Raw genomic sequence first — 21,832 nt, forward strand, 5'->3', positions numbered from 1 at the left:
AAATTAAAAACTCATCCAAAATTGTTATAATGACAGATTTATTATCAAAATCTGGAAAATACTTGAAGTTTGTAGGATCTGGCAAAGTAAAAGATGTTTATGATTTGGAAAATGGGGAACTGCAGTTCAAGTTTAGCGATCGAGTCTCTGCATATGATGTAAAGTTTCATGATCCTATTCCTCTTAAAGGCGAGGTCTTGTGCAAGTTTGCGGAATTTTGGTTCAACAAACTTCCTGCAAAAAACCACTATGTCAGAACCGTATCAAAAAACGAAATCATTGTCAAGAAAATGAAAATGATTCCAATGGAATGCGTAGTTCGCGGCTATTTCTATGGCAGTCTTGTTTCTAGATGGAAAAGTGGAGAAATAAAATTACCGTCTGGAGCCATAACTGAAGTTGCAGCCAAATTGCCACACCCGATATTTGATCCCACAACAAAGGCAGAGCACGACGAGCCTGTGACAAAGGAATCTGCAGTAACTCGCGGACTGGTAACAAAACAGGAATTTGAGTGGCTAGAGTCAAAATCGATTGAAATCTATAACCTGATGTCAAAAATCGCAGATTCTGCAGGATTCATCCTTGCAGACTTGAAGCTAGAGTTTGGCAAGATAAACGATGAGATTTTGCTTGGGGATTCTATCGGTCCTGACGAATACCGACTGTGGCCAAAGGACGCTTATGCTGTCGGCAAAATCCAAGAATCCTACGACAAGCAAATTCTTCGCGACTGGCTAACTGCAAACGGCTACCAGAAACAGTTTGAGGATTTCAGAAAGGAAGGCAAGGAACCAGTAGCCCCCTTGATACCTGCCGACATTATCCGTAAAATGTCACAACGATACGTAGTTTCATACGAAAAGCTTACTGGCAAGGCTCTTTAACTCGAATTTCAAATTCTCCCCCAAGTCAAATCTTTTTTCAAAACCCCGTCTTGGGGTGTTTTGCACCTGTTTGGCGGTGGTGGTTTTGGGATTTTCAAAAATTTGACAGTTTCTAATATTAGTTGTAGGGTTATCAAATTTGTCAACACGATATCATATTTATGACACCGATACGAGATTAGTAGTAGCAAAAGAAACTTTAGTGATTTTAATACGATATTTTTGGTAATGTAAAAAAAATAGTGCGATTAGACAAAAAAATGTGATACGTTGATCTTTTAGCTAACCCAAATACAGAACGCTATCATGTCTACATTACTAGAAAAACCAATCAAAATTAGTCGCATAATGACAATTTCAGTCGAACACGCCCGTGCACTAGAAGACCCAGCACGAGCAAAAATTGTGGAAATTCTGTATCACAAAAGGCTCACCGCAGAACAAATTACAAAGGAGCTGCAAAAAACAGGACACAACAAGGCAATCACCACGATTCGACACCACATCGATATTCTAAAAGAAGCAGGCCTAATTGAGATAGTAAAAATCGAAGAGGTGCGAGGAGCAGTTGCAAAGTTTTATGGCACGTCAACCAAGTTTCTTGGAAATCATTCTTCAAAAGATTTTGACACCAAATATTCTTCAATTATAGAAAACACGTCTGCAAAGATTGAGAAAATTCTTGAAGGCATTGCAAAAAAACCGGCACTGCAAAAAAAGACAGACAAGCAAGGTTATGGCGAATTTCTTCTGATGGAAATTGTCAACCGCGCAACCGCAAAGGCTCTGGAAACAAAAGACTACACGTCACAAAAAAGGCTCAAGTGACTTCGATCACAAAGACGCCTTTTGTTTGAGGGCTCTGTAACATCTTTATCATTTTGCGCGGGATGTCGTTTGATGCCTTGTCGCAATCTATTGCCAATGTCCTTGGGCACAAAAACTTGCTTTTCCTAATCACTATGTCGTGTGGGTGTTCAAGTATCAGATCCGGGTTTCCGCTCCCAGCGACTTGAAAAATTTCGTCGTTTACCTGGATTGAAAATGTGACTGTAGATCGCTCGTCTCTTAGCCTTTCTTTTAGTTTCTTTGGAATGTCTTTACAGCCGCACTCTGCAGAGACGCCGATAATGCAATCTCCCTGCACTGTAAGATCAGGCTCGGTTGTGATCTCAATTGTTCTTGGATGAAACGCTCTGACATTTTCGTGGCCGTAAAATGGAATCTCAAATCGCACGCTACATTCCATGACTAGACTTAAATTAAACTTTCAAAGCATTGAAAACAATTGCTTCCTTCTCAACAAGGTTATGACAGAGCTATTACGATATTTTCCCCAGATGGAAGACTTTACCAAGTAGAATATGCAATTGAAACAGTAAGGCGCGGAGCAATTGCAGTTGGAATCAAAAGCAAAGAAGGCGTCGTAATTGCAGTAGAAGAAAAGCCACGAAAATTACAAATTTCAGAATCAGCACATAAAATATTTCAAATTGATGAGCACATTGGGTTTGCGGCAGCAGGATACATTCCTGATGCGAGAAGTCAGGCAGATGCAGCGCGATTCTTTTCACAAAGCAACAGGATGATCTATGACGAACCCGTTGACGTGGAGACAGTAGCAAAACATCTTGCAGACCAATGCCAGCAATACACCCAGTTTGGTGGAGCAAGGCCGTTTGGCGTTGCACTGATAATTGGTGGCGTTGACTCTAACGGTAACTCTTTGTTCTTGACTGATCCTAGCGGAACATACATCGCATATGATGCAGTTGCAATCGGCGCAAATTCTGATCAAGCAAATGATTTTCTTGAAAAAAATTACAAGCCAGACATGTCACTTGAAGACGCGTCTGCACTAGCAGTGTCATGCATATACCTTGCAAGTGATCAAAAGGAAGGAACAGATCACATCAAGATGTCAAATGTAAAATCATCTACAAGACAGTTTGACAAGGTAACCCAAGAACAAATTGCACACTATGCAGCAATTGCAAAGCAAAAATTCCCAGTTCCGTCTTCATAAGTTTCTCAATATTGAAAATCTCAATCGCTATTCCAGACTCTGCTCTCAAGGATGAATCGACACAGCTTGACAAGTCCCGTAAGGCCTCCTTAATTGCACGGGCATGCGCAATTTTTAGAATCGACACAATATACCTGTACGAGGAAAGCGGCGGAAGCGAGGCAGACAGATTCCTCCTTTCATTGATTCTGCGCTATCTTGAAACTCCGCAATATTTGCGAAAGGCGCTCTTTCCAAAAATAGATGAACTCAAGTATGCCGGCATACTGCACCCATTACAGATCCCGCATCACTCTCTTTTGGCAAATCCAAAGTACCTCAAGGTCGGAGACATCAGGGAAGGAGTTGTACTGCACCACAAGGGAAAAAAATTCCTTGACATTGGAACATTTGATCCCGTCGTATACTATGGAAAGGAACACGAAAAGAAACGACTCACCGTTCAAATCAAAACCGTGGTGCCGACAGTCACCGTAAAAGAAATTTCTGAAAGTGAAGTAAAGCAGTACTGGGGATACAAAGTAAAGGAGCGATCAAATCTGCTAAAACTGCTAACCGAATGGAAAGGCGACATTCTCATGACATCGCGCAAGGGAAAAAACGCCACACAAAAACACCTGGATTACTATGTTCAGTCTGAAAAGCCGATGCTTTTGGTTTTTGGAGGTCCGGATCGGGGAGTATACGAAATGCTTGGCCAGAGAATAAACGACATCTCAAATGCAAAGGTGCTCAACTTTTTCCCAAATCAGGCAACTGAAACTGTCAGAATGGAGGAAGCACTCATGGGCATACTGTCGATTCTTAATTTTGCAAACTCACATTAATGATCATTTCCCCGTGTACTGGATGGCAAAATCAAAAAGTTTTCTCAAGCTGGTAATTCTGGTGGGGATTGTGGGAATCGTAATTGGCGGAATCACGTTTTATCTTTCGCTTGCAAGTCTAGTAAAACCATAACATTCGTTACCCCTAGATATATAATGGGGTTAACGAGGTTTTCGATTATCCATGGGCCATAAGAAATACAGTCAGCCACGTCGTGGAAGTCTTGCGTACTCGCCGAGAGGACGTGCCAAAAGCATGGAGGCAAGAATTCGAAACTGGCCTGAAGTAAATTCAGAACAACCAAAACTCTTAGGCTATGCAGGATTCAAAGTAGGGTGCATCCAAATTGTCAGCATTGATGATAGGGAAAAAACACCAAACCATGGAAAACAACTTGTAAGCCTTGGAACTGTCGTTGCGACCCCACCAATCTCAATAATTGGAATTCGAGGTTACCGTGACGACAATGACGGCGCGCATGCGCTCTTTGATGTGTACAGCAGCGACATGCCAAAAGAAGTATCACGATTATTCACAGTAAAACCAAAGGAAGGCGGACTGGAGCAGGCAGAAAAAATGCTCAGCAAAGTAAGCGAATTATTTGCAGTAGTTGCAGTATTCCCAAACACTGCAGGACTCGAACAAAAGAAACCATATGTGTTTGAAGTTGCAGTAAAAGGCGGAGACACCAAAAAACAATTTGAATTTTTGAAAAATCTTTTCGGAAAACAAGTCAAGGTAGAAGAAGTATTCGAGCTTGGCACAACCGTTGACGTTGCATCCATAACAAAAGGAAAGGGAATTGAAGGCCCGATCACAAGATGGGGTGTCAAGAAAAAGCAACACAAATCAAGAAAAAGCGTAAGGGCACTCGGATCACTTGGACCAATTTCCCCAGCAAGCATCATGTACACTGTACCACGTGCAGGACAACGGGGTTTCCATCAAAGAGTCGAGTACAATAAACGAATTATGATAATGAGCAACACGGACAAAAACGAATTCAAGATAAATCCATCTGGCGGATTCAAACACTATGGCGTCGTAAATGGCGACTTTGTTGTTTTGAAAGGCTCAGTTCCTGGAACATACCGACGTCTTGTCAAGCTCAGAGCACAAATGAGAGACATTCCGACAAAGGTTCTAAAGCCGAACATACTGGAGATTGTGATATGAAGGCCAAGACATTTTCGTTAACCGGAACAAAGCAGGAGGAAATCGAACTGCCACCAGTGTTCCTGACTCCGTTTAGAAAAGACGTAATTCACAGAGCATTTGTCAATTTAGATTCCCATCACTACCAATCCCAGGGACGACACCCAACTGCAGGTATGGATGTAGTCGCAATGTCAAACGATCCGCCGACAGGACACGGCAAGGCAAGAATTGCAAGAATCCGAGGCGGCGGACCAAGACAAGGCGAAGGCGCAGGCGTCTCACAAACAAGGGGCGGAAGACAGGCACATCCACCAACGTCTGAAAAGATAATCTACAAGAAACTAAACAAAAAAGAAAACCGATTTGCGCTATGCTCTGCAATTGCGGCTACTGCCTCAAAGGATATCGTAGAATCAAGAGGACACGTGGTCGAAAAAGTCGAGTCATTCCCACTGGTAGTATCTGACGATATTGAAAACATCTCAAAGGCAAAAGACATACTCAAAGTATTTGACGCATTACACCTGACGCCTGACATCAAGAGACTTGAAAGCCGCAAGGCTCGTTCCGGCAGAGCAGTCATTCGAGGAAGAAAGACAAAGACTGGAAAAAGCATTCTCTTTGTAACAAAAGACGCAAAAAATCTTTCCAAGGCATGCGGCGGATTCTTGGGAGTGGACGTGGTAAATGCAAATGACTTGTCAATTCTTGACTTGGCACCCGGCTCTCAACCAATCAGACTCACAGTATACACAAAATCTGCAATTGCGGAAATTGCAAAGATAAAATCGACACATCTTGGACTAATGGAGATATTGCAATGAATACAATTCAAGCAACAAAAATCATCATAAGACCACACATCACTGAAAAGACTTTTGCGCTAATTGAAAAAGACAACAGAATCTGCTTTATTGTGGATGCCGATGCAGACAAAAAGACAATCAAGGAGGCAATCAAGATCCTGTATGAGGAAAATGCACTTGATGTCAACACTGCAAAGACAATTTCTGGCAAAAAGGCGTTTGTCAAATTTGAGTCAGTCGAAAAAGCAAGAGACCTTGCAACAAAGATAGGAATGCTATAATATGGACCGAAAAACTTCAATCATAAAGGTGTCAATACATGGTTAAAGAATTTGATTATAGGGGAATCCCGCTGGCAGAACTACAGAACATGTCGCTAGAAAAATTATTTGAGATATTCCCGGCAAGATCAAGAAGATCACTTACCAGAGGCATCACCGACGGCAAGAGAAAGCTTATCGAGGAAATCAAACTTGACAAGGCTGGAAAACTAAAGAATCCAATCAAGACCCACATTCGAGATTTGATAGTGCTGCCTTACATGGTAGGAGTTACAATTAGCGTCTTTTCAGGCAAGGAATTCGTTCCAGTTACAATTACCACACCAATGATAGGACACCACATTGGAGAATACGTTAGAACAAACAAGCGAGTCGTACATGGAGCACCAGGAGTCGGAGCATCAAGATCCAGCTTGTACGTGCCATTAAAGTGATTGACATGGGAAACTTTGATTACGCTTTTCAAAACTTTGATGCGACAAAACATGTCCGTGCATCAATACGCGAAAAAGACGTTTCACACAAACACGCACGCGAAGTTGCCAAGGCGATAAAGGGCCTTACAATTGAGAAGGCACGCGACTACTTGCAAGATGTTGTTGCAGCAAAGCGCGCGATTCCATTTAGAAGATTCAACAACGAAGTTGGCCACAGATCTGATCCTGGCGTAATGTCTGGACGTTATCCTGAAAAAACCGCAAGGGAATTCATCAAACTATTAGATAATTTGGAAGCAAATGCCGAATACAAGGGAATGGATCTTGACAGACTCAAAATTGTCGGCGCAAACACCCACAAAGGAGTAATAGTAAAAAGATTCACACCGCGTGCACAGGGCAGAGCAACTCCCAAAAACAACGTCCTAACACATATTGAGCTAGTGGCTCAGGAAGCATAGAATTGACCGCAGTAAAAAACGTCATAAAAGACAACTACAACATGATGCTCCTAAAGGACTACCTAAGGGAAGCAATCAAAGAGGCAGGATTCTCGCATGTTGAGATCTCAAAGACGCCAACTGGCACTAGAGTAGTCTTGCATGTAACCAGACCTGGAATTGTAATCGGAAGAAAAGGATCTGGAATCAGAGACCTGACTGAAAAACTAGAAAAAGACTTTGGATTAAAGAGCCCACAAATTGCAGTAAACGAAATTTCCCAACCTGAACTCACATCAAGCGTGATGTGCAATAGGGTCGCATCGCTGATTCAGCGAGGAACTGCATTTAGACGTGCAACAATGTGGACACTGCAGCAAATCATGAATGCCGGCGCAATGGGCGTGCAAATCACACTGTCTGGAAAACTAAGAGGCGACCGCTCAAGCTTTGAAAAACATTCTGCCGGAATACTGCCGCGCGCAGGGCACCAAGCACAGATTATAGTTGACGAAGATATCACTCACATCCCGACAGCAATGGGATACATCGGAGTAAGAATCAGAATTGCTAAAAAAGACAGATTCATTCCAGAATTTGAACTCAAGGGAGTAAAAGACGAAAAAACTCTGGCACAAAGACAAAAGGAAGAGGCAGATGCAGCAGCACTACTCCTGGCAAAAACTGAAAGCGAAGCAGTAAAAATCATTGCAGAAAAAATTGAAAATCTTGATCTTATGGAAGACGTAGAGGAGAAGCTCAAATAAAATGGCCCGACTCAAGATGAAATCCATTCGAGAGCTAAACGCGCAAGACCTCAAAGAAAAGCTAGCACAGTCAAGAGTAGAGCTTTCAAAAATACGAACCGAGGCAGCAAAAGGAACCCTGAGAAAGGAAAGCGGAAAAATTCGAGCATATAGAAAAGAAATCGCAAGAATGCTCACAAAAATAAACGAGGCAAAAACACAATGATTACACTAGAAAATATCGCAAACCATGAGCTAATCGGACTTGACACCCAGATTGTAGAGTCCACAAATAATCAAATTGTCGGCTTTAGCGGCAAAGTGGTGGACGAAACAAGATCAACATTTACAATTCAGACACAAACAGGTTTGAAAATGATTCCAAAAGAACACTCTAAATGGAAATTTACAATTAACGGAACCCAAAGCTGCGTAATTGACGGCTTGGAAATCTCAAAGCGACCAGAAGAACGATTAAAGGTGAAGAAAAATGGCTAAGGGACAAACCGAGTCAAAACACATCTATCACGGAATCGTCATGGACAATGGCGATGCACTAAGCGTTAGAGGAAAGCTCTTTGAGGGCAAAGTGGTCAGTGCGAAGAACAAAAATACTGTAGTTATTCAAAGAGAAGCTCCATTGTACATGTCAAAGACAAAACGATACGCAAGAAGCAAGAGCACAATTCATGCATACAAGCCAGCAAAATTGGCGATCAAAGAAGGCGATATGGTTGTTGCAGCAGAATGCAGACCAATCGCAAAATCTGTTTCATTTGTTGTAGTGGAGGTCAAGTCCTAAAATGTCTGGCGGAAAAAGTCGTGCAGTATCTGCAAAGGGTGTGCAGGAGTTCAGGCCATATGTTACCAGAGTACTCCCACTTGGCGCAAGAGTCACATGTGCAGACAACACCGGTGCTAAGATCCTAGAAATTATCATGGTAAAACGAGCAAAGACTAGACACTCACAATATCCTGCAGCCGCAGTTGGGGACTTTGTAAACGTTGTAGTTAAGAAAGGCCCAGCAGAACTAAGAAAACAAATCTTTGGCGCAGTTATAATTAGACAAAAGTACCCAATTCGAAGATTAAATGGAATTCGCGTTTCATTTGAGGACAACGCAGCAGTGCTAGTTACTCCGGAAGGGGAAATCAAAGGAACTGACATAAAAGGACCGGTTGCAGCAGAGGCCTCTGAAAAATGGCCAAGAGTTGCAAACCTGGCATCGATGGTGGTATAAGAAAATGAAGCCAACAACAATTCGTAACCGAATGATTTACCAGGCAACTGCCGTTGTCAAAAGCAAACAGCTTAGCAGCCATCTTTCAAAAGAGCTGCAAAAAAAATACAACAAGCGCAGCATCAGAATAATTGAAGGCGATACAATTCGCGTACTCCGAGGAGAATTCAGAGGCGTCACAGGCAAAATCACCAACGTGTCGACTCCAAGAAATGGCGTCTCTATAGAAGGAGTCAAAAAGGAAAAACTCAAGGGCGGAAACCTTGACGTCTTTATTCACCCGTCAAACCTCATAGTTACAGAACTAAACACCGAAGACAAGTGGCGACAAAACAAACTGGAAGGAAAGAAAACAAAGCCAGTCAAAGAAGCAAAACCAAAAGAAGCCGCAAAACCTGCTCCGAAAAAAGAAGCAAAGGCACCGGCAAAGCAATCAACGCCAAAAGAAACCAAAGAATCAAAGCCAACCAAAACTGAAAAGAAAAAGGAGAAAAAATAATTGCCACGAATAGCAGGAAGTAAAAAACTAAAGCGTCAGATGTCTCCAATGTTCTGGGGAATCTCAAGAAAAGAGCCACGATTCGTAGTTACCGTAAGGCCTGGTCCTCACTCAAAACAAGTTTCGATTCCAACTGCAGTATTCCTGCGTGACACACTAAAACTAGTGACTACCCTACGAGAGGCAAAATATGCAATCTATGGAGGCAAGGTCAAAGTTGACGGTGTTGAGCGAAAATCACTCCACCATGGAATCGGACTCATGGATGTAGTCGAGCTCGAAGGAATCTCTGACATCTACCGACTCGTACCTGGAAAGGGCCACATACTAACACCGCTAAAAATCAAGAGTTCTGAAAAATCTGTTAAACTAGTCAAGGTTACAAGCAAACAAAACGTTCCAAAGGGAAAAACCCAGATTGGATTCCACGACGGACGCTCGTTACTCTCTGACGAAAAAGTTTCAGTGGGAGACACATGTGTCATGCAAGTCCCAGAACAAAAAATTAAAGAAGTTTTGAAGCTAGAAAAGGGAGCCAAAGTAATTGTCACTAAAGGAGTTAACACAGGTCAGATAGCAGATGTAAAAGACATCAAGGAGGGCACGTTTGTTCTTCCAAAACGAGCACTGCTTTCATTTGACCAGAGAGAAATTGAAATTCCAGCAGACCTAGTAATGGTCATAGGCAAAAAGGAGCCAGTAGTTCAAGTAGCGTGATTATATGGCAAACAAAGACAGCATAATGAAAAAAATTAGATTAGAAAAAGTCGTCTTAAACATGGGCGTCGGCAAGTCTGGCGATGCAATCGAGACTGCAAAAAAAGCACTTGATTCGATTTCAGGCAAAAAATCCTGCGCAAGAGATGCAAAGGGAACCCAAAGAGACTGGGGAGTAAGAAAAGGTGAGCCAATAGGAGTCGCAGTTACCGTTAGAGGCGAGGATGCAGGCAAATTACTGCAAAGACTAATCGATGCAAAGGGCAAGAAGCTAAACGGCAGATCCTTTGATGATTTTGGCAATGTTTCTTTTGGCATTCGAGAGCACATTGACATTCCTGGAATAAAATACGATCCACAAATTGGAATCTTGGGACTGGAGGCAGCAGTGACTCTTGTAAGACCAGGATTTGGCATTAGATTCAGAAGCAGACACAAGGCAAGCGTTGGAAAGCACCACCGCATCAGCAGTGACGAAGCGAAAGAATTTTTATCACGTGAATTTGGAGTTGCGTTTGTATAATGAAAGATAGATCATACAAGTACACTGGCAGAAAGGAGCACAAATTCGGAAAAGGCTCACGCTGGTGCAAGCGATGTGGCGATTACACAGCAGTCATTCAAAAATATGATTTGAACATCTGCAGACGATGCTTTAGGGAGGTTGCAAATTCTTTGGGATTTGCAAAATACAGGTGAGATAAATGCCAGCAACTAACATCGTAGCAAACCTGTTTAACACTCTGTACAACAACGAGGCAAGAAGAAAGAGCGAATGCATAATCCTGCCCACATCAAAGCTCGGAATTGAGGTACTAAAGACTCTCCAAAAGCACAACTACATTGGCGAATTTGAGCACATTGACGACAAGAGAGGCGGAAAATTCAAGATTCAACTATTGGCTCACATAACAAAATGCGGCGCAATCACGCCCAGATTCAAGGTAAAAAAAGGCGAATTCGTTGACTGGGAACAGCAATATCTCCCGTCATACAACAAAGGAATGATGCTTGTAACTACAAACCAAGGCGTAATGTCGCACCACGAGGCCGCAAACAAGGGAATTGGAGGATTCTTGATTGGATATGTCTACTAAACAAGAAGAAATATTCCAAGCTACATTTGATGTTCCGGCAAAAGTAAAGCTTACACTCAAAAAACACATGCTACACATTGAAGGCCCGCTAGGCAAGACATACAAGAATTTCAAGAAAATTCCAGTCGGCCTTGAAGTCAAAGACAACAAAGTGACAATTACAGCTGTGAACTCTAGGAAGAAGTATCACGCAATTGCAAACACTACACTTTCAATAATTCGAACATTGTGCGAAGGAGTACTCACAGGCTATACAATAAAAATGAAAATAGTCTACGCTCACTTTCCAATTACTGTCAAAACAAAAGACAAACTTGTCCTAGTTGAAAACTTTCAAGGCGAACGTGCACCAAGAACTGCAAAAATCCACGGAACAACCAAGGTCACCTCAAAAGGAGACGAGGTAGTTGTGTCAGGACCAGTGCTGCAACACGTAACGCAGACTGCAGCAGAAATCCAATCAAACACCAAAGTCAAAAACAAAGATCACCGAGTTTTCCTTGATGGAATCTACCAATTCTACAAGGAAAAAGGCATCGAAAAATAATTTTTCAAATTTTCAAACTTAGTAAGGATTAAATCGCATACGCCTAAGACAAAACCTGTTGCCGCCCTAGCTCAGCGTGGTAGAGCGCCTGACTGTTAATCAGGGGGTCGTCAGTTCAAGTCTGACGGGCGGCGCATAATCTTTCTAAATTCGAGTTCTGAAACATTTGTTTTTGCATCTTGCGGTTCAAGACGCGTTGATTTGCGAGTTTAATTTTAAATCTTTCTAAATTCGAATTTAGAAATATAGATCGATGCAACCATTTGGTTTACTCTATTAGACCGTCTGGATCTAATATCTGATCGCACATTATGAATAATGCAGGAGGTTTACGATGGCCAGAATTAAAAGGGCCAACAGGTATTGTGTTGACTGTGGGGCAAGACTGGTGTATTACCCACGTCTTTCAAACCCAAAAGCACCAAACGAGCACAGGGTTTTGGTGTACGGCTGCCCTGACTGCACGGTAGACTTTGAAAAACCAAAGCTTTTCTCAATTAGGAGGAACCAGGTTGACGATCCGCTGGAAACTGTGGAGATAGAAATAGTCGAAGCTAGGAAAATCCTAGAAAAAACCCCGGCAGCGTAGATCAATTTTACAATATCTGAACTAGTAGAACTTTTTATCCAACTGTACCAAGAACTCTCCGTGGACGATGTCAAGAGTACTTGGGGAAATCGCTTCATAATTGCTGCAATCCTGCAGGGTGGCATCATAACTCTCATGGCGCTAAGCATGGTTGGCGCCCAGGCTGTTTTTACCAAAGTTAACATGATTCAGTTTTTGTCCCTGTCTTTTGAGGGGCCGGCAAAATGGGTCTTTCTTGGGCTGATGTTCTACCTGATACTAATTGTAGCAATAGCAGTTACTGCCGTTTTTTACAGTCATTTGGAAATCAATCTAAAGCGAAGATTTTCTGGCAAATCCAAATTTTTAGCTTGGATTCACCTGATAGGGATGAACGTGGGCGGAACTGGCACTACGCTTCTTATGATATTTGCAGGACTTAGCGGTTCTGGGGTGATGGACATATTTACAACAGGGGAGATTGGCAAACCAAATCTTGCAGTTATGGATTCATTTATTCCTCCAATTGGACTGTTCATCGGTTTTCTTGCAATAGGTGTGATGTGCGGCGGCCTGGCGTACACCTTGGCATATCTTAGGAAACCCTCCTCAATTCAATAAAAAACTCGTTCTAGCCGCTTTTTCTCTTGCATTATGAAAAGTTTTGCCAAGTTTTACAGGAAAAACCCCCACCCTTTTGCCACAAACTAGGGCAAAAGAATTTGGCGTTTACGCATAAATTGAGAACCGTCATTGGCCTGACTTGTATCAAAAAACCCGAAAAATCCCTGATTCAAAGCTAGGTTTTTCCGCCAAAATTTGATTTTTACCGGGGTTTAGCTTTTGTTCGGGGAGCAAATAGTTTTGGCACCTTTACCTGGGTAATGGGGATGTTTTGGCACTTGCCTGCATTAGTTACGAACAAGTGTTAAACCCCCCTGAAAAACGCCTGATCCTGAAAAAATCGCCGCCCTCGTAATTGGGGGTTGCGTATGTGGGGGTTTAGCTTTTACGAACAAATCGAGATATTTGACAAAAAGTCAAAATACTTCAAATTAACGGACATTCTGATTTGTAGCACATGAAAAAACAGCCAAAAAATCAGAAAATAAGGATAGCACCAAAAAAAGAATATGATAACTTTAGAAAATATTTTGCTTTTTCATGTATTGACATGGTGATATTTGACGGCAAGTCTGTCTTGCTGACAAAGCGCACCAGGGACCCATACAAGGGGTATTGGCACCTGCCTGGCAGCATGATACACAAGGATGAGAAAATGACTGACACCGTAAGGCGCTCTGCAAAAGAAGAACTTGGCCTTGATGTGAAAATTAGGAAATTTGTCGGAGTCTATGAAAGTCTGAATACTTTTCGCCATGACGTGTCACACGGATTTGTCGTTTCAATTAACGGCGGCCAGATTAAGACTGACCACCAAAGCAGTGATCTTAGGTTTTTTGCAAGACTTCCAAGCAAGATCATTCCGCATCATCGCGCTCTCATAAAGGACGCGCTAAAGCACACTCGCAATGATTCTCATGCCTAAAAACCATATGTTTCTAAATTCGAATTTAGAAATATTGTGAAAAGATCAGTTAATTAATTGGGAATTAAAAAATTGAGCATGACCGGCAAAATACTCGGACTCGTTGCAATAACAGTCCTCCTGTCTACGATATTGGTAATGGCCCTGTCATCTGAGCAATATGCAGAGGCAAAGCCTTCAAAAATGTCACCAAAACACAAGTTCAGCAAATGGCAACATAACAAAGTATGCGGTGACCAACTCTGTGAAGGACCATCATACTCAAAAGTGCCACTTAAGATAGTAAAGGGCTCACCACACCGATAAGAAACAAAAACTCGCTTTCCTTTTTTGTACCTGATTTTTTACACGATGCTCTAATGCGGCAAAATTTGATATTTCTAAATTCGAATTTAGAAACAGTGAAAAATGATTACTTTAATTAATCCAACGCACATGCACAAACCATGTTGCGATTAGTTGCACTTGTAATGATAAGCGCATTGCTGTCAGTGGCCATGATCAGCGCAATTAGCCCAGGTCACTCTGCAGAAGCGGTAAAGGCAACTAAGGATTTGAATTCTCTTAGGCACAAGTACTCCAACTGGGTAGGAAACAAGGTATGTGGCGACGAATTATGCCCTGGACCATCTTACTTCAAGTGGCACATGAAATACAGAACTCACGCATCCCCCTACGACACATATGAGCACCACGAATTACTCAAGCTAAACAAGCAAAAGTAATTTTCAAGTGCAAATAAACTAAATAATTTGTTTTACCTATCTCTAAAATCTTGTGATTTTTTATTACTTTGCTGCCATTATGGCGTCGAGCGCTTTTGTTAGTTTCTCAAAGCCATACTTGTTAATCATTGCAGATAGCTCTCGGGTTATCAGTGCCGCTTCGACGTCGTTTGACACTTCGTTACTTTTTGCTTGAAATCCGCTCTGCTCGACAACTGCGTCTACTTTGAACATGTTCATCTCCTCTTCGTATTTGCGTTGAGCCTCCTTGATCTTCGCGATCTGGGATACTTTTTTCTGTAGTTGGGCATTGACTAGTTTTACAAACTGATTTGCGTTTCTCGTATCCTGCCCTGCCTCGATGAACTGGTCCTTGACTCGCTCGGAACGATCCCGCGTGTCAAGTTCTTCTTTAAAGAACAATTTTCTTGTTCCTCCGCTTTCTATAATGTCCTCCAAATCGTCATTTGTGATGTTTTTCTCAGTTACGTCTCTTTTTGCTATGTGCTTTTCTACCATTGGTTTCTCTAAAATCCTATTAGTAATATCCTGTGTTCTGTTTTAATTGAACAAACACCTTTCATAAAATCACTGTTCCTAAACTCCATATTTTGTTAAATCTAATTCATCATGACTCTATTAAGAAATGCACGCCTGCATACCATGTGGATGGCCTAGAGGTAAGGTTGCCTGTTCCAAAAAGGCTTACGGATGCGCAATTACGCATGCTGGAGGATTATTTTAGGGAGATGCCTATTGAGGAAATCCTAACCGGACTCAAGTTTGCAAAAAACAGGTGGTCTGCAAAAGACGCCGGCGTTCTAAAAGTGGGGCGAAAAAGCATCATACAAAAAGAGGTCCATTCCGTTACAAACGAGCAGGCGCAGTGGAGGCTAAAGAACTGGAAAATGATGATCTCCAACTATCGGCGACGAGGCTACAGTTACCCGACAATATCTAGAATAAAGAAAATCCTGGTTGAAAAAAGCAAGAAAAAGTCTAAATGAGCGATTCTTTTTTCTGCAAAATTCCAGCTGGAATGTCGCTTGGAGGCTCTGGAATGCTTGCCCTTGTCTGGCCCTCTATTACTGCCTGAGCCTCTTCAAGAATTGCAAGCGTATCTGAGCTTGAACTGTACGTTGTCACTGCAGTGTCTGATGCGTTCATAGAAGAGCCAGTCAGCACATCTCCTAACACTTGGGATAGGTTCTGCATTGATGATGTTGCCTCTGGCATTATTCCGCTCAGCGATGCGCCCAATCCCTTGATTACTGACATGCACGGGCTTAGTGTTACCACGATGTCTCCGAGTTCTGATACTGTGTTTAGCCTTAGCTGAATCTGTTCCAAAGCAAGTTTTGCACCGTTTACCATGTTGTGCATTTTCCTAATCTCAAGTAATTCAGTGGCGTACGCTCTGGCATAATGCTGGTTGTTTGTTTTTTGAGCGGCAATTATTTTATTGAAAATATAATCATTTTTCTGCTTTATTTTTGACGCAATCCCGTCAAGTTTTACTATCTGGAGCTGGAGGTTTTTTTGTGCGACATCTATCTTGTTTTTGAGTGGTACGTCTGGCTTTACTCTGTCTAGTATTTTTTGCGAGAGATTGTCCCCGCGTCCCATATCATTCCATCTGTCACTTAACGACCCCATTTTCCATTATTGATAAAAAAATTGATTTTAAACAAGTTTGTAACCCCGCCCCCTGTCACTCTAGTTACAAGATCACCTGGTTACAGCACTCATCCGAAGGTAAACGTATAGATTTCAAAGCCAGGCCCGCTCACCTGAATTTCTAGTGTGTGTCTTCCGGGCTCTTTTGTTTTGACCAGATTGTAGAGTCGTGACTCTGACGTGCGGACCTTTCCATCTTCTGTGTCGCCCCCTGAGTCTTCTTGAGATACCTGCTTTCCGTCAAGCAGTATTGCAAGTTCTGATTCTCCTGACGCTACAATGTTTACCTCTTTTGCAAAGTATGGCAACTTGATGATTCCAGAATCTGACACTAGGATCATGCGGTCTGAAACGTTTTTCCAAACTCCATCCAAGTAAAAGTAATCATCTTGCAGTTTGCCTGGAATAACATACCTTACCTCTCTGTCTGGATTGAACCCTTCTGCGTTTCCTAACCTGTCCCTTCCATACGCAAAGTCGTATCCAAAATACAATTCCGGAGTCCTAGCGCCGCTTCTTGATTCTTGGATCTCGACAAGCGATTGTCCTGCATCAACTTTTAGCCCAAGTCTTGATGATCGCTCATTTAGCAAGTCTTGGATTATTTTTTCAGTTTCGGCATACGCTCCTTCCCCTATGTGGTCATATCTGATGTAGCCTTCGTCGTCCGCAATGTATTTTCTTGGCCAATAATTGTTTGAAAACGCACTCCAGATTTCTTTGTCGTTGTCAAGCACTACTGGATATTCGATTCCAAACTTTTCAGTTGCCATCCTTACGTTGTTGATGTCTTTTTCAAACTCAAATTCCGGCGAATGTACTCCGACTATGACTAGCCCTTTGTCTGAATATTTATCGTTCCAAGCTACGATGTATGGGATGGTCCTCTGGCAGTTTATACAGCTGTATGTCCAAATGTCATAGAGCACGACTTTTCCTTCGATTTGGTCTTTGAGATCATCTGCATCTGTATTGATGTATCCTGCTATTCCCTGCAGTTCTGGCGCTTTTTTGAATCTGCTTTTATCCATTGATTGTACCTGTGTGTCTGCATTGCCTGGGGTTTCTAGCGATGTAAAATAAGCACTAAGTCCGCCTATTGCTCCTGCAATTATTATTCCCATGATTATGGCCGTCTTGATTTCCGTTCTCATTTTCTTACCCTAGCAACAGATCATTTAGGAATGGAAAGCTTGCAATTGCGGCAAGCTGGTTTGTTAGTACCAAAACGCCAAGTATGATGATCAAGCTTCCCATGATTATGGAATAATATTTCAGGTGTCTGCTTAGCGCGCGAATCAATCCTGTGAATCTTGAAAAGAACACGCCCATTAGGACAAACGGAATCCCTAGTCCTAGGGAATACGCAAGCAATAGCGTAAATGCCTGCCCCGGCGTGGTGACAGCCAGCGTCAAGACGCTTCCAAGTATTGGGCCTATGCACGGCGTCCAGCACGTGGCAAACGCAAGCCCGAAGACAAATGATAGCGGGTAACTTGCCTTGCCCCTGCTTGGCAAAAATTTCTTTTCAAAGTTAAGCTTGTTGATCTTAGTTGATAATAGCATAAAGACGCCAAACCCAATTATTATTATTCCTCCAACTTGGTTTAGTCCAGATATTAGGCCAGATGCCACACTTGAAAGTACGCTGTTTAGCACAACTCCAAAAATAGAAAACACAACTGAGAACCCGAGAACAAAAAATACCGTGTTTAACAAAACGTTTAGCCGATTTGCCACCGTGATCACGCCGTTGTTTTTTTGAAGATCCGTGATCGTCGTTCCGGAAATGTATGCCAAAAACGCAGGTATTACAGGCAGTATGCACGGGGCGAGAAACGAGCCAAGTCCTGACACTGCGGCTATTGCGATGGTTATCTCCGACATGATACACTAGGTTTGATTTTTTTAATTAAACATTCTTCCAAATTCAGTCCTAATTGCCTGACATTGCTTTTTATCTAACCGTACCATGTGAACCTCCATGAATAAAAGATTCATCGCAATCGGGATAGCGTTTGCAATCATAATTGCAATTGCAGTTTATGTCGGCTCACCAATGTTCATGGGCCTGGACATGCGCAGATAGCATTAGAAAATCTTAAACTTTTTTCCTGCTTTTTCAAAGACTGACAGTGTGTACTCTATTTGCTTTTTTGAAATCCACGCCGTTACCGAAACCCTGATTCGTGCGCTGTTTTTTGGAACCGTCGGATAGCGGATTGGTTGGGCAAACACTCCGCACTCAAAGAGGTATTTTCCAAAGTCAAGTGTCTTTTTCTCCTTTCCAATTATGATGGGAATTATGTGCGTGGGGGACCTTATGTCGTAACCGATTTCTTTTAGTCCCGATGAGAGCAGATCTGTATTCTTACTGAGTGCCGTTTGCCGTGTTTTTCTGTCCTGCTCGAACCTGTCAAGTGACATCTTGACAAGAAATGATGGTAGCGCAGACGTGTAGATGAATGATTTTGAGCGATTTATGCACAGATCTATGACGGAGTCATGCGCCGCAACGTATCCGCCAAAAGAGCCAAGTGCCTTGCTTAGGCTGCTCACGTATGCGTCGATTTTTTTATCGACTCCAAAAAGATTCGCAGTGCCCCTGCCGTCATCACCTACTGCAAAGTCCCCGTGCGCGTCATCTAGGATCAAGATTGCATTTTTTTTCTCAGTAATCTCTGTCATCTGTTTTAGCTTGGCATAGTCTCCGTCCATGCTGAAGATTCCTTCCGTGATCACGAACTTTCGCATCCTGTCATGCGTGCTGATTTTTTTTGCCAGGTCTTCCATGTCGTTGTGTTTGTACACCTGCACTTTCGCGCCTGTCATCTTGCACGCATCGATGATGCTTGCGTGATTTAGCTCATCGCTTAGTATGAGATCTTTTTTCCCAACCAGTGCGGAAATGACTCCGAGATTTGCCATGTATCCTGTTGGAAATACGAGTGATGCCTTTTGCGACTTGTGCGCCGCAAGTTTTTTTTCTAGTCTCCTAAACGAAACGTCGTTTCCTGAAACAAGGCGCGAGCTTGACTGCAGCTGGCCTGCCTCGATTTTACTTCCCTGCAGTCCTAGGTAGTCATTTGAGCAAAGGTTGATGAGTTTTTTTGCTCCAATTGTTATGTGCGACTCTCTGACGTGGCCGTAGCGTAGCTGCCTGTGGAGGTCTTTTTCCTTTATCTCTCTTAAAATATGATTTACAAATTCGAGTTTAGGCTTCAAGATTTATTTTTTTGATCATTTCCAAGTCTTTTTTCATCTCGTTTCCGCCCATGGTCAGATAGCCGGAGCTGATTATTCCGTTTGCACCGCTTAGGAGCAGTTCTTCACCACCGTCTTTTAGGTGCACTTCGCGACCTCCGGAAATTTTGATTATTGATTTCGGTAGTGCAAATCTTGTGACTGCAAACATGCGCAATATCTCCTCAAACGGCAACGGTGTTTGCAGCTCAAGCGGGGTTCCAGGCATTGCAACAAGCAAGTTTATCGTAACCTCCTCTGGCTTCATTTTTGCTAAATCCAAAATCAGTTCCAGCCTCTGGCTCCTTGTTTCGCCCATTCCTATTATTCCGCCGGTGCACAACTCAAGTCCTGCCTGGCGCGCTATTAGGAGGGTGTCTATTCTGTCCTGATACGTGTGAGTCGTGCAAATCTGGGGAAACTTTGATCTTGACGTTTCTAAGTTGTGGTTGTACCTCCGCACCCCCAATGCCTTTAGCTGTTTTGCCTGGCTCATGGTGAGAAATCCCAAGCTGCACTCTAAACTGATTCCAACCTGGCTGTTGATCTGCTCGATTATCCTGCACACTTTCTGAAAGTCTGACTCTGATGGCTCTCTCCATGCTGCAACTAGGCAGTATGACTCTGCTCCCTCGTCTAGTGCTTTTTTTGCCTTTTCTACAATCTCTTCTGCCGGAAGCAGCTGGTAGCTGTCTATTCCAGTGTTGAAAAATGCCGACTGGCCGCAAAATGCGCAATCTTCGCTGCAATAGTTTTTCTTGATGTTTGCAAGCTGCTCTACATCTACTTTGTCTCCGCTGAATCTGCGCGTTATTTTGTTTGCCGCATCTGATAGTGTTACTAGTTCTGATTTTGGTATGCTGATTAGTCCTTCCAGGTCAGAATCCGAAAGGCTGATGCCGTCTAGGACCTTTTGTTGACACTCTAAAATGAATTGATGATCAGGAATCATCAAACAGTAGCGACTTTTCACGGTTAATTAAGATTTCAATGTTAACTGGTCGCACTGTGTGCTGGTTTACAATTACCTTGAAATGTTTTTGATGGTGAGTATCGTCCTGTCTATCAGATAGTTTAGTTCGGATTCAGAAATCGCAAGCGGCGGAACCAGCATGACTATGTTTCCAAGGGTTCTAAGGTAGATGCCATTTTTCCTTGCTTCTTCAAAAACCACTTTGTTTGTGGATTTTTTAAAGGAAATAGGCGTCTTTTTGCTCTTGTCACGTACCAGTTCTATTCCCATGAGCATGCCCTTGTGTCGCACGTCGCCCACTGTTTTTAGGTCGAGGATTTCCTGGGTTCTTTTTTCAAAGACCGTTGATGTTTTTTGTATTTTTTTAATGAGGCTTGCTTTTTCATATAGGTCCAAGTTCTCGTTTGCGACAGCGCATGATAGCGGGTTTCCAGTAAACGTGTGGCCGTGGTAGATGTGCCTCATGTCAGAATACTTGCCCAAAAACGAGTCGTAGATGTTTTTTGTCACCAGCGTTGCAGCCATCGTGATGTATCCACCAGTTAGCATTTTCCCGTAGGAAACAATGTCTGGCTTGCTGTTTTGAGACACGTATTCTACAAGTGATCCCAGTCTTCCAAAGCCAGTTGCAATTTCATCTAGTATGAGTAAGACTCCGTGCTTTTTGCACAGCCTGCTTATTTTTTCTTGGAATCCGTTCTGGTAAATGTTTACTCCCCCTGCAATCTGTGCCCCGCTTTCCATTACAAATGCCGCAATTTTGTCGTTATTTGAAAACAGTCTTTCGATTTTTTCTAGACGCTGATCCTGGTATTCTTTTGGCGTTGTGTTGCTGGGCAGCCTGTAGCTGTTTGCAAAGGGAATCTGAATTGTTTTGTACAGTTGGTTCTTGAATTTGGAAAAAAACCCCGGCACGTATCCTACAGACATTGCGCCAAACGTGTCACCATGGTATCCATTTTGGAGTGTTGCAAACTGGGATTTGTTTTTCTCGCCCTCGTTTTGCCAGTACTGCAGGGCCATTTTGAATGAGATTTCCATCGCAGTAGAGCCGTCGTCTGAATAAAACACCTTGTGCATGTGTGGGGAAATGCCAACTAGTCTTTTGGCAAGGGATTCTGCCTGATCATTTGTGAGGTTAAACAGCGACGAATGCACTATTTTTTCTGACTGTTTTTTTATTGCAAAAATCAGCTCTTTTTTCGAGTGCCCCCATACGTTGCACCACATGCTTGCCACGCCGTCAAGAAGCCTGTTGCCGTTTGAGTCAATCAGCCACATCCCCTGGCCTCTTACAATCCTTGTAAACGAGTCCCATTCGGACATCTGCGTGTATGGGTGCCAGACAGAGCTCTGAGGCTTCATCGTCTGTATGACTGGTTTTCAT

Annotated in this window: 34 protein-coding genes and 1 tRNA gene; 27 read left to right on the plus strand and 8 right to left on the minus strand. The window is 42.7% G+C overall.

From position 1 onward, the window contains the following. The first annotated feature begins 62 nt into the window (after positions 1-62). Both purC and NKMY2_RS06620 read left to right on the plus strand, forming a co-directional pair. Positions 63-887 (plus strand): phosphoribosylaminoimidazolesuccinocarboxamide synthase, encoded by an 825-nt coding sequence (gene purC, locus NKMY2_RS06615; RefSeq protein WP_042686655.1) that lies wholly within the window; start codon positions 63-65, stop codon positions 885-887. Positions 888-1,193: 306 nt separating this feature from the next. After that, a complete protein-coding gene (locus tag NKMY2_RS06620) occupies positions 1,194-1,715 on the plus strand; it encodes an ArsR/SmtB family transcription factor (RefSeq protein WP_042686333.1) in 522 nt (173 codons plus the stop codon). Here the strand turns inward: NKMY2_RS06620 and NKMY2_RS06625 are convergent. Beyond that, entirely contained in the window at positions 1,708-2,124 is a 417-nt protein-coding gene (locus NKMY2_RS06625) for a DUF371 domain-containing protein (protein ID WP_042686657.1), read from the minus strand. The genes NKMY2_RS06620 and NKMY2_RS06625 overlap by 8 nt on opposite strands. 51 nt (positions 2,125-2,175) lie before the next feature. Between NKMY2_RS06625 and psmA the strand changes: the two genes are divergently transcribed. The 24 genes from psmA to NKMY2_RS06745 all read left to right on the plus strand — a co-directional run bounded on the left by psmA (position 2,176) and on the right by NKMY2_RS06745 (position 14,552). After that, positions 2,176-2,913: an archaeal proteasome endopeptidase complex subunit alpha gene (gene psmA / locus NKMY2_RS06630; RefSeq protein ID WP_042686336.1), complete on the plus strand. Its 738-nt coding sequence runs from the start codon at positions 2,176-2,178 to the stop codon at positions 2,911-2,913. 11 nt (positions 2,914-2,924) lie between these two features. Continuing rightward, complete coding sequence (locus NKMY2_RS06635) at positions 2,925-3,740, plus strand: putative RNA uridine N3 methyltransferase (RefSeq protein ID WP_042686339.1); 816 nt, start codon at positions 2,925-2,927, stop codon at positions 3,738-3,740. A gap of 184 nt (positions 3,741-3,924) precedes the next feature. Next, a complete protein-coding gene (locus tag NKMY2_RS06640; protein ID WP_042686343.1) occupies positions 3,925-4,917 on the plus strand; it encodes a 50S ribosomal protein L3 in 993 nt (330 codons plus the stop codon). Next, a complete protein-coding gene (rpl4p, locus tag NKMY2_RS06645; RefSeq protein WP_042686345.1) occupies positions 4,914-5,723 on the plus strand; it encodes a 50S ribosomal protein L4 in 810 nt (269 codons plus the stop codon). The genes NKMY2_RS06640 and rpl4p overlap by 4 nt, the downstream gene beginning before the upstream one ends. Continuing rightward, the gene (locus NKMY2_RS06650; protein ID WP_042686347.1) at positions 5,720-5,986 is read left to right on the plus strand and encodes a 50S ribosomal protein L23; all 267 of its coding nucleotides are present in this window, start codon (positions 5,720-5,722) and stop codon (positions 5,984-5,986) included. The genes rpl4p and NKMY2_RS06650 overlap by 4 nt, the downstream gene beginning before the upstream one ends. A gap of 38 nt (positions 5,987-6,024) precedes the next feature. Then, complete coding sequence (locus NKMY2_RS06655) at positions 6,025-6,420, plus strand: 30S ribosomal protein S19 (protein ID WP_042686349.1); 396 nt, start codon at positions 6,025-6,027, stop codon at positions 6,418-6,420. 5 nt (positions 6,421-6,425) lie between these two features. After that, positions 6,426-6,884, plus strand: coding sequence for a 50S ribosomal protein L22 (locus NKMY2_RS06660; protein ID WP_042686659.1), 459 nt, complete (start codon positions 6,426-6,428; stop codon positions 6,882-6,884). Between the two features lie 2 nt (positions 6,885-6,886). Then, a complete protein-coding gene (locus tag NKMY2_RS06665; RefSeq protein ID WP_042686352.1) occupies positions 6,887-7,630 on the plus strand; it encodes a 30S ribosomal protein S3 in 744 nt (247 codons plus the stop codon). Between the two features lies 1 nt (position 7,631). Then, entirely contained in the window at positions 7,632-7,835 is a 204-nt protein-coding gene (gene rpmC / locus NKMY2_RS06670) for a 50S ribosomal protein L29 (RefSeq protein WP_042686354.1), read from the plus strand. Continuing rightward, entirely contained in the window at positions 7,832-8,107 is a 276-nt protein-coding gene (locus NKMY2_RS06675) for a ribonuclease P protein component 1 (RefSeq protein WP_042686357.1), read from the plus strand. Before rpmC ends, NKMY2_RS06675 begins: the two co-directional genes overlap by 4 nt. Continuing rightward, on the plus strand, positions 8,100-8,411 hold the full coding sequence (gene rpsQ, locus NKMY2_RS06680) for a 30S ribosomal protein S17 (RefSeq protein WP_042686359.1): 312 nt from the start codon (positions 8,100-8,102) through the stop codon (positions 8,409-8,411). Before NKMY2_RS06675 ends, rpsQ begins: the two co-directional genes overlap by 8 nt. Position 8,412: 1 nt before the next feature. Next, entirely contained in the window at positions 8,413-8,850 is a 438-nt protein-coding gene (locus NKMY2_RS06685) for a 50S ribosomal protein L14 (protein ID WP_052347581.1), read from the plus strand. 4 nt (positions 8,851-8,854) lie between these two features. After that, positions 8,855-9,349: a 50S ribosomal protein L24 gene (gene rplX / locus NKMY2_RS06690; protein ID WP_042686361.1), complete on the plus strand. Its 495-nt coding sequence runs from the start codon at positions 8,855-8,857 to the stop codon at positions 9,347-9,349. Continuing rightward, on the plus strand, positions 9,350-10,066 hold the full coding sequence (locus tag NKMY2_RS06695; protein WP_042686364.1) for a 30S ribosomal protein S4e: 717 nt from the start codon (positions 9,350-9,352) through the stop codon (positions 10,064-10,066). It begins immediately after the preceding gene. Positions 10,067-10,070: 4 nt separating this feature from the next. Continuing rightward, entirely contained in the window at positions 10,071-10,589 is a 519-nt protein-coding gene (locus NKMY2_RS06700) for a 50S ribosomal protein L5 (RefSeq protein ID WP_042686366.1), read from the plus strand. Continuing rightward, positions 10,586-10,765, plus strand: coding sequence for a 30S ribosomal protein S14 (locus tag NKMY2_RS06705; protein ID WP_042686368.1), 180 nt, complete (start codon positions 10,586-10,588; stop codon positions 10,763-10,765). The genes NKMY2_RS06700 and NKMY2_RS06705 overlap by 4 nt, the downstream gene beginning before the upstream one ends. 5 nt (positions 10,766-10,770) lie before the next feature. Continuing rightward, positions 10,771-11,163 carry a 30S ribosomal protein S8 gene (locus NKMY2_RS06710; protein WP_042686369.1) on the plus strand — a complete coding sequence of 131 codons (393 nt, stop codon included), beginning with the start codon at positions 10,771-10,773 and terminating at the stop codon, positions 11,161-11,163. Further along, on the plus strand, positions 11,153-11,710 hold the full coding sequence (rplF, locus tag NKMY2_RS06715; RefSeq protein ID WP_042686372.1) for a 50S ribosomal protein L6: 558 nt from the start codon (positions 11,153-11,155) through the stop codon (positions 11,708-11,710). The genes NKMY2_RS06710 and rplF overlap by 11 nt, the downstream gene beginning before the upstream one ends. 60 nt (positions 11,711-11,770) lie before the next feature. Next, positions 11,771-11,844, plus strand: a tRNA-Asn gene (locus NKMY2_RS06720). A gap of 200 nt (positions 11,845-12,044) precedes the next feature. Beyond that, entirely contained in the window at positions 12,045-12,299 is a 255-nt protein-coding gene (locus NKMY2_RS06725; protein WP_042686374.1) for a hypothetical protein, read from the plus strand. Between the two features lie 60 nt (positions 12,300-12,359). Then, positions 12,360-12,899, plus strand: a complete 540-nt coding sequence (locus tag NKMY2_RS06730; RefSeq protein ID WP_042686377.1) for a hypothetical protein — start codon at positions 12,360-12,362, stop codon at positions 12,897-12,899. Positions 12,900-13,359: 460 nt separating this feature from the next. Further along, on the plus strand, positions 13,360-13,827 hold the full coding sequence (locus NKMY2_RS06735; protein ID WP_052347583.1) for an NUDIX hydrolase: 468 nt from the start codon (positions 13,360-13,362) through the stop codon (positions 13,825-13,827). Positions 13,828-13,905: 78 nt separating this feature from the next. Beyond that, positions 13,906-14,133 carry a hypothetical protein gene (locus tag NKMY2_RS06740; RefSeq protein ID WP_157832478.1) on the plus strand — a complete coding sequence of 76 codons (228 nt, stop codon included), beginning with the start codon at positions 13,906-13,908 and terminating at the stop codon, positions 14,131-14,133. 140 nt (positions 14,134-14,273) lie between these two features. Beyond that, positions 14,274-14,552 (plus strand): hypothetical protein, encoded by a 279-nt coding sequence (locus tag NKMY2_RS06745; protein WP_042686381.1) that lies wholly within the window; start codon positions 14,274-14,276, stop codon positions 14,550-14,552. A gap of 63 nt (positions 14,553-14,615) precedes the next feature. Here NKMY2_RS06745 and NKMY2_RS06750 read toward each other — a convergent pair whose 3' ends face one another. Further along, positions 14,616-15,071: a hypothetical protein gene (locus NKMY2_RS06750; RefSeq protein ID WP_042686382.1), complete on the minus strand. Its 456-nt coding sequence runs from the start codon at positions 15,069-15,071 to the stop codon at positions 14,616-14,618. 206 nt (positions 15,072-15,277) lie between these two features. Between NKMY2_RS06750 and NKMY2_RS06755 the strand changes: the two genes are divergently transcribed. Next, positions 15,278-15,559, plus strand: coding sequence for a hypothetical protein (locus NKMY2_RS06755; RefSeq protein ID WP_052347607.1), 282 nt, complete (start codon positions 15,278-15,280; stop codon positions 15,557-15,559). Here NKMY2_RS06755 and NKMY2_RS06760 read toward each other — a convergent pair. From NKMY2_RS06760 to bioA, 6 genes are all read right to left on the minus strand, one after another. Beyond that, entirely contained in the window at positions 15,552-16,208 is a 657-nt protein-coding gene (locus NKMY2_RS06760; protein WP_042686387.1) for a Snf7 family protein, read from the minus strand. The genes NKMY2_RS06755 and NKMY2_RS06760 overlap by 8 nt on opposite strands. Positions 16,209-16,297: 89 nt before the next feature. After that, positions 16,298-17,383 (minus strand): redoxin family protein, encoded by a 1,086-nt coding sequence (locus NKMY2_RS06765; RefSeq protein ID WP_042686389.1) that lies wholly within the window; start codon positions 17,381-17,383, stop codon positions 16,298-16,300. Positions 17,384-17,387: 4 nt separating this feature from the next. After that, complete coding sequence (locus NKMY2_RS06770) at positions 17,388-18,116, minus strand: cytochrome c biogenesis CcdA family protein (protein WP_042686392.1); 729 nt, start codon at positions 18,114-18,116, stop codon at positions 17,388-17,390. Positions 18,117-18,320: 204 nt separating this feature from the next. Beyond that, entirely contained in the window at positions 18,321-19,454 is a 1,134-nt protein-coding gene (locus tag NKMY2_RS06775) for an aminotransferase class I/II-fold pyridoxal phosphate-dependent enzyme (RefSeq protein ID WP_042686395.1), read from the minus strand. Then, positions 19,444-20,424 carry a biotin synthase BioB gene (gene bioB / locus NKMY2_RS06780; RefSeq protein ID WP_042686666.1) on the minus strand — a complete coding sequence of 327 codons (981 nt, stop codon included), beginning with the start codon at positions 20,422-20,424 and terminating at the stop codon, positions 19,444-19,446. Before bioB ends, NKMY2_RS06775 begins: the two co-directional genes overlap by 11 nt. Before the next feature lie 72 nt (positions 20,425-20,496). Continuing rightward, positions 20,497-21,810 carry an adenosylmethionine--8-amino-7-oxononanoate transaminase gene (bioA, locus tag NKMY2_RS06785; protein WP_076613404.1) on the minus strand — a complete coding sequence of 438 codons (1,314 nt, stop codon included), beginning with the start codon at positions 21,808-21,810 and terminating at the stop codon, positions 20,497-20,499. Positions 21,811-21,832 lie beyond the last annotated feature (22 nt).

The organism is Candidatus Nitrosotenuis chungbukensis (assembly GCF_000685395.1).
Classification (GTDB): domain Archaea; phylum Thermoproteota; class Nitrososphaeria; order Nitrososphaerales; family Nitrosopumilaceae; genus Nitrosotenuis; species Nitrosotenuis chungbukensis.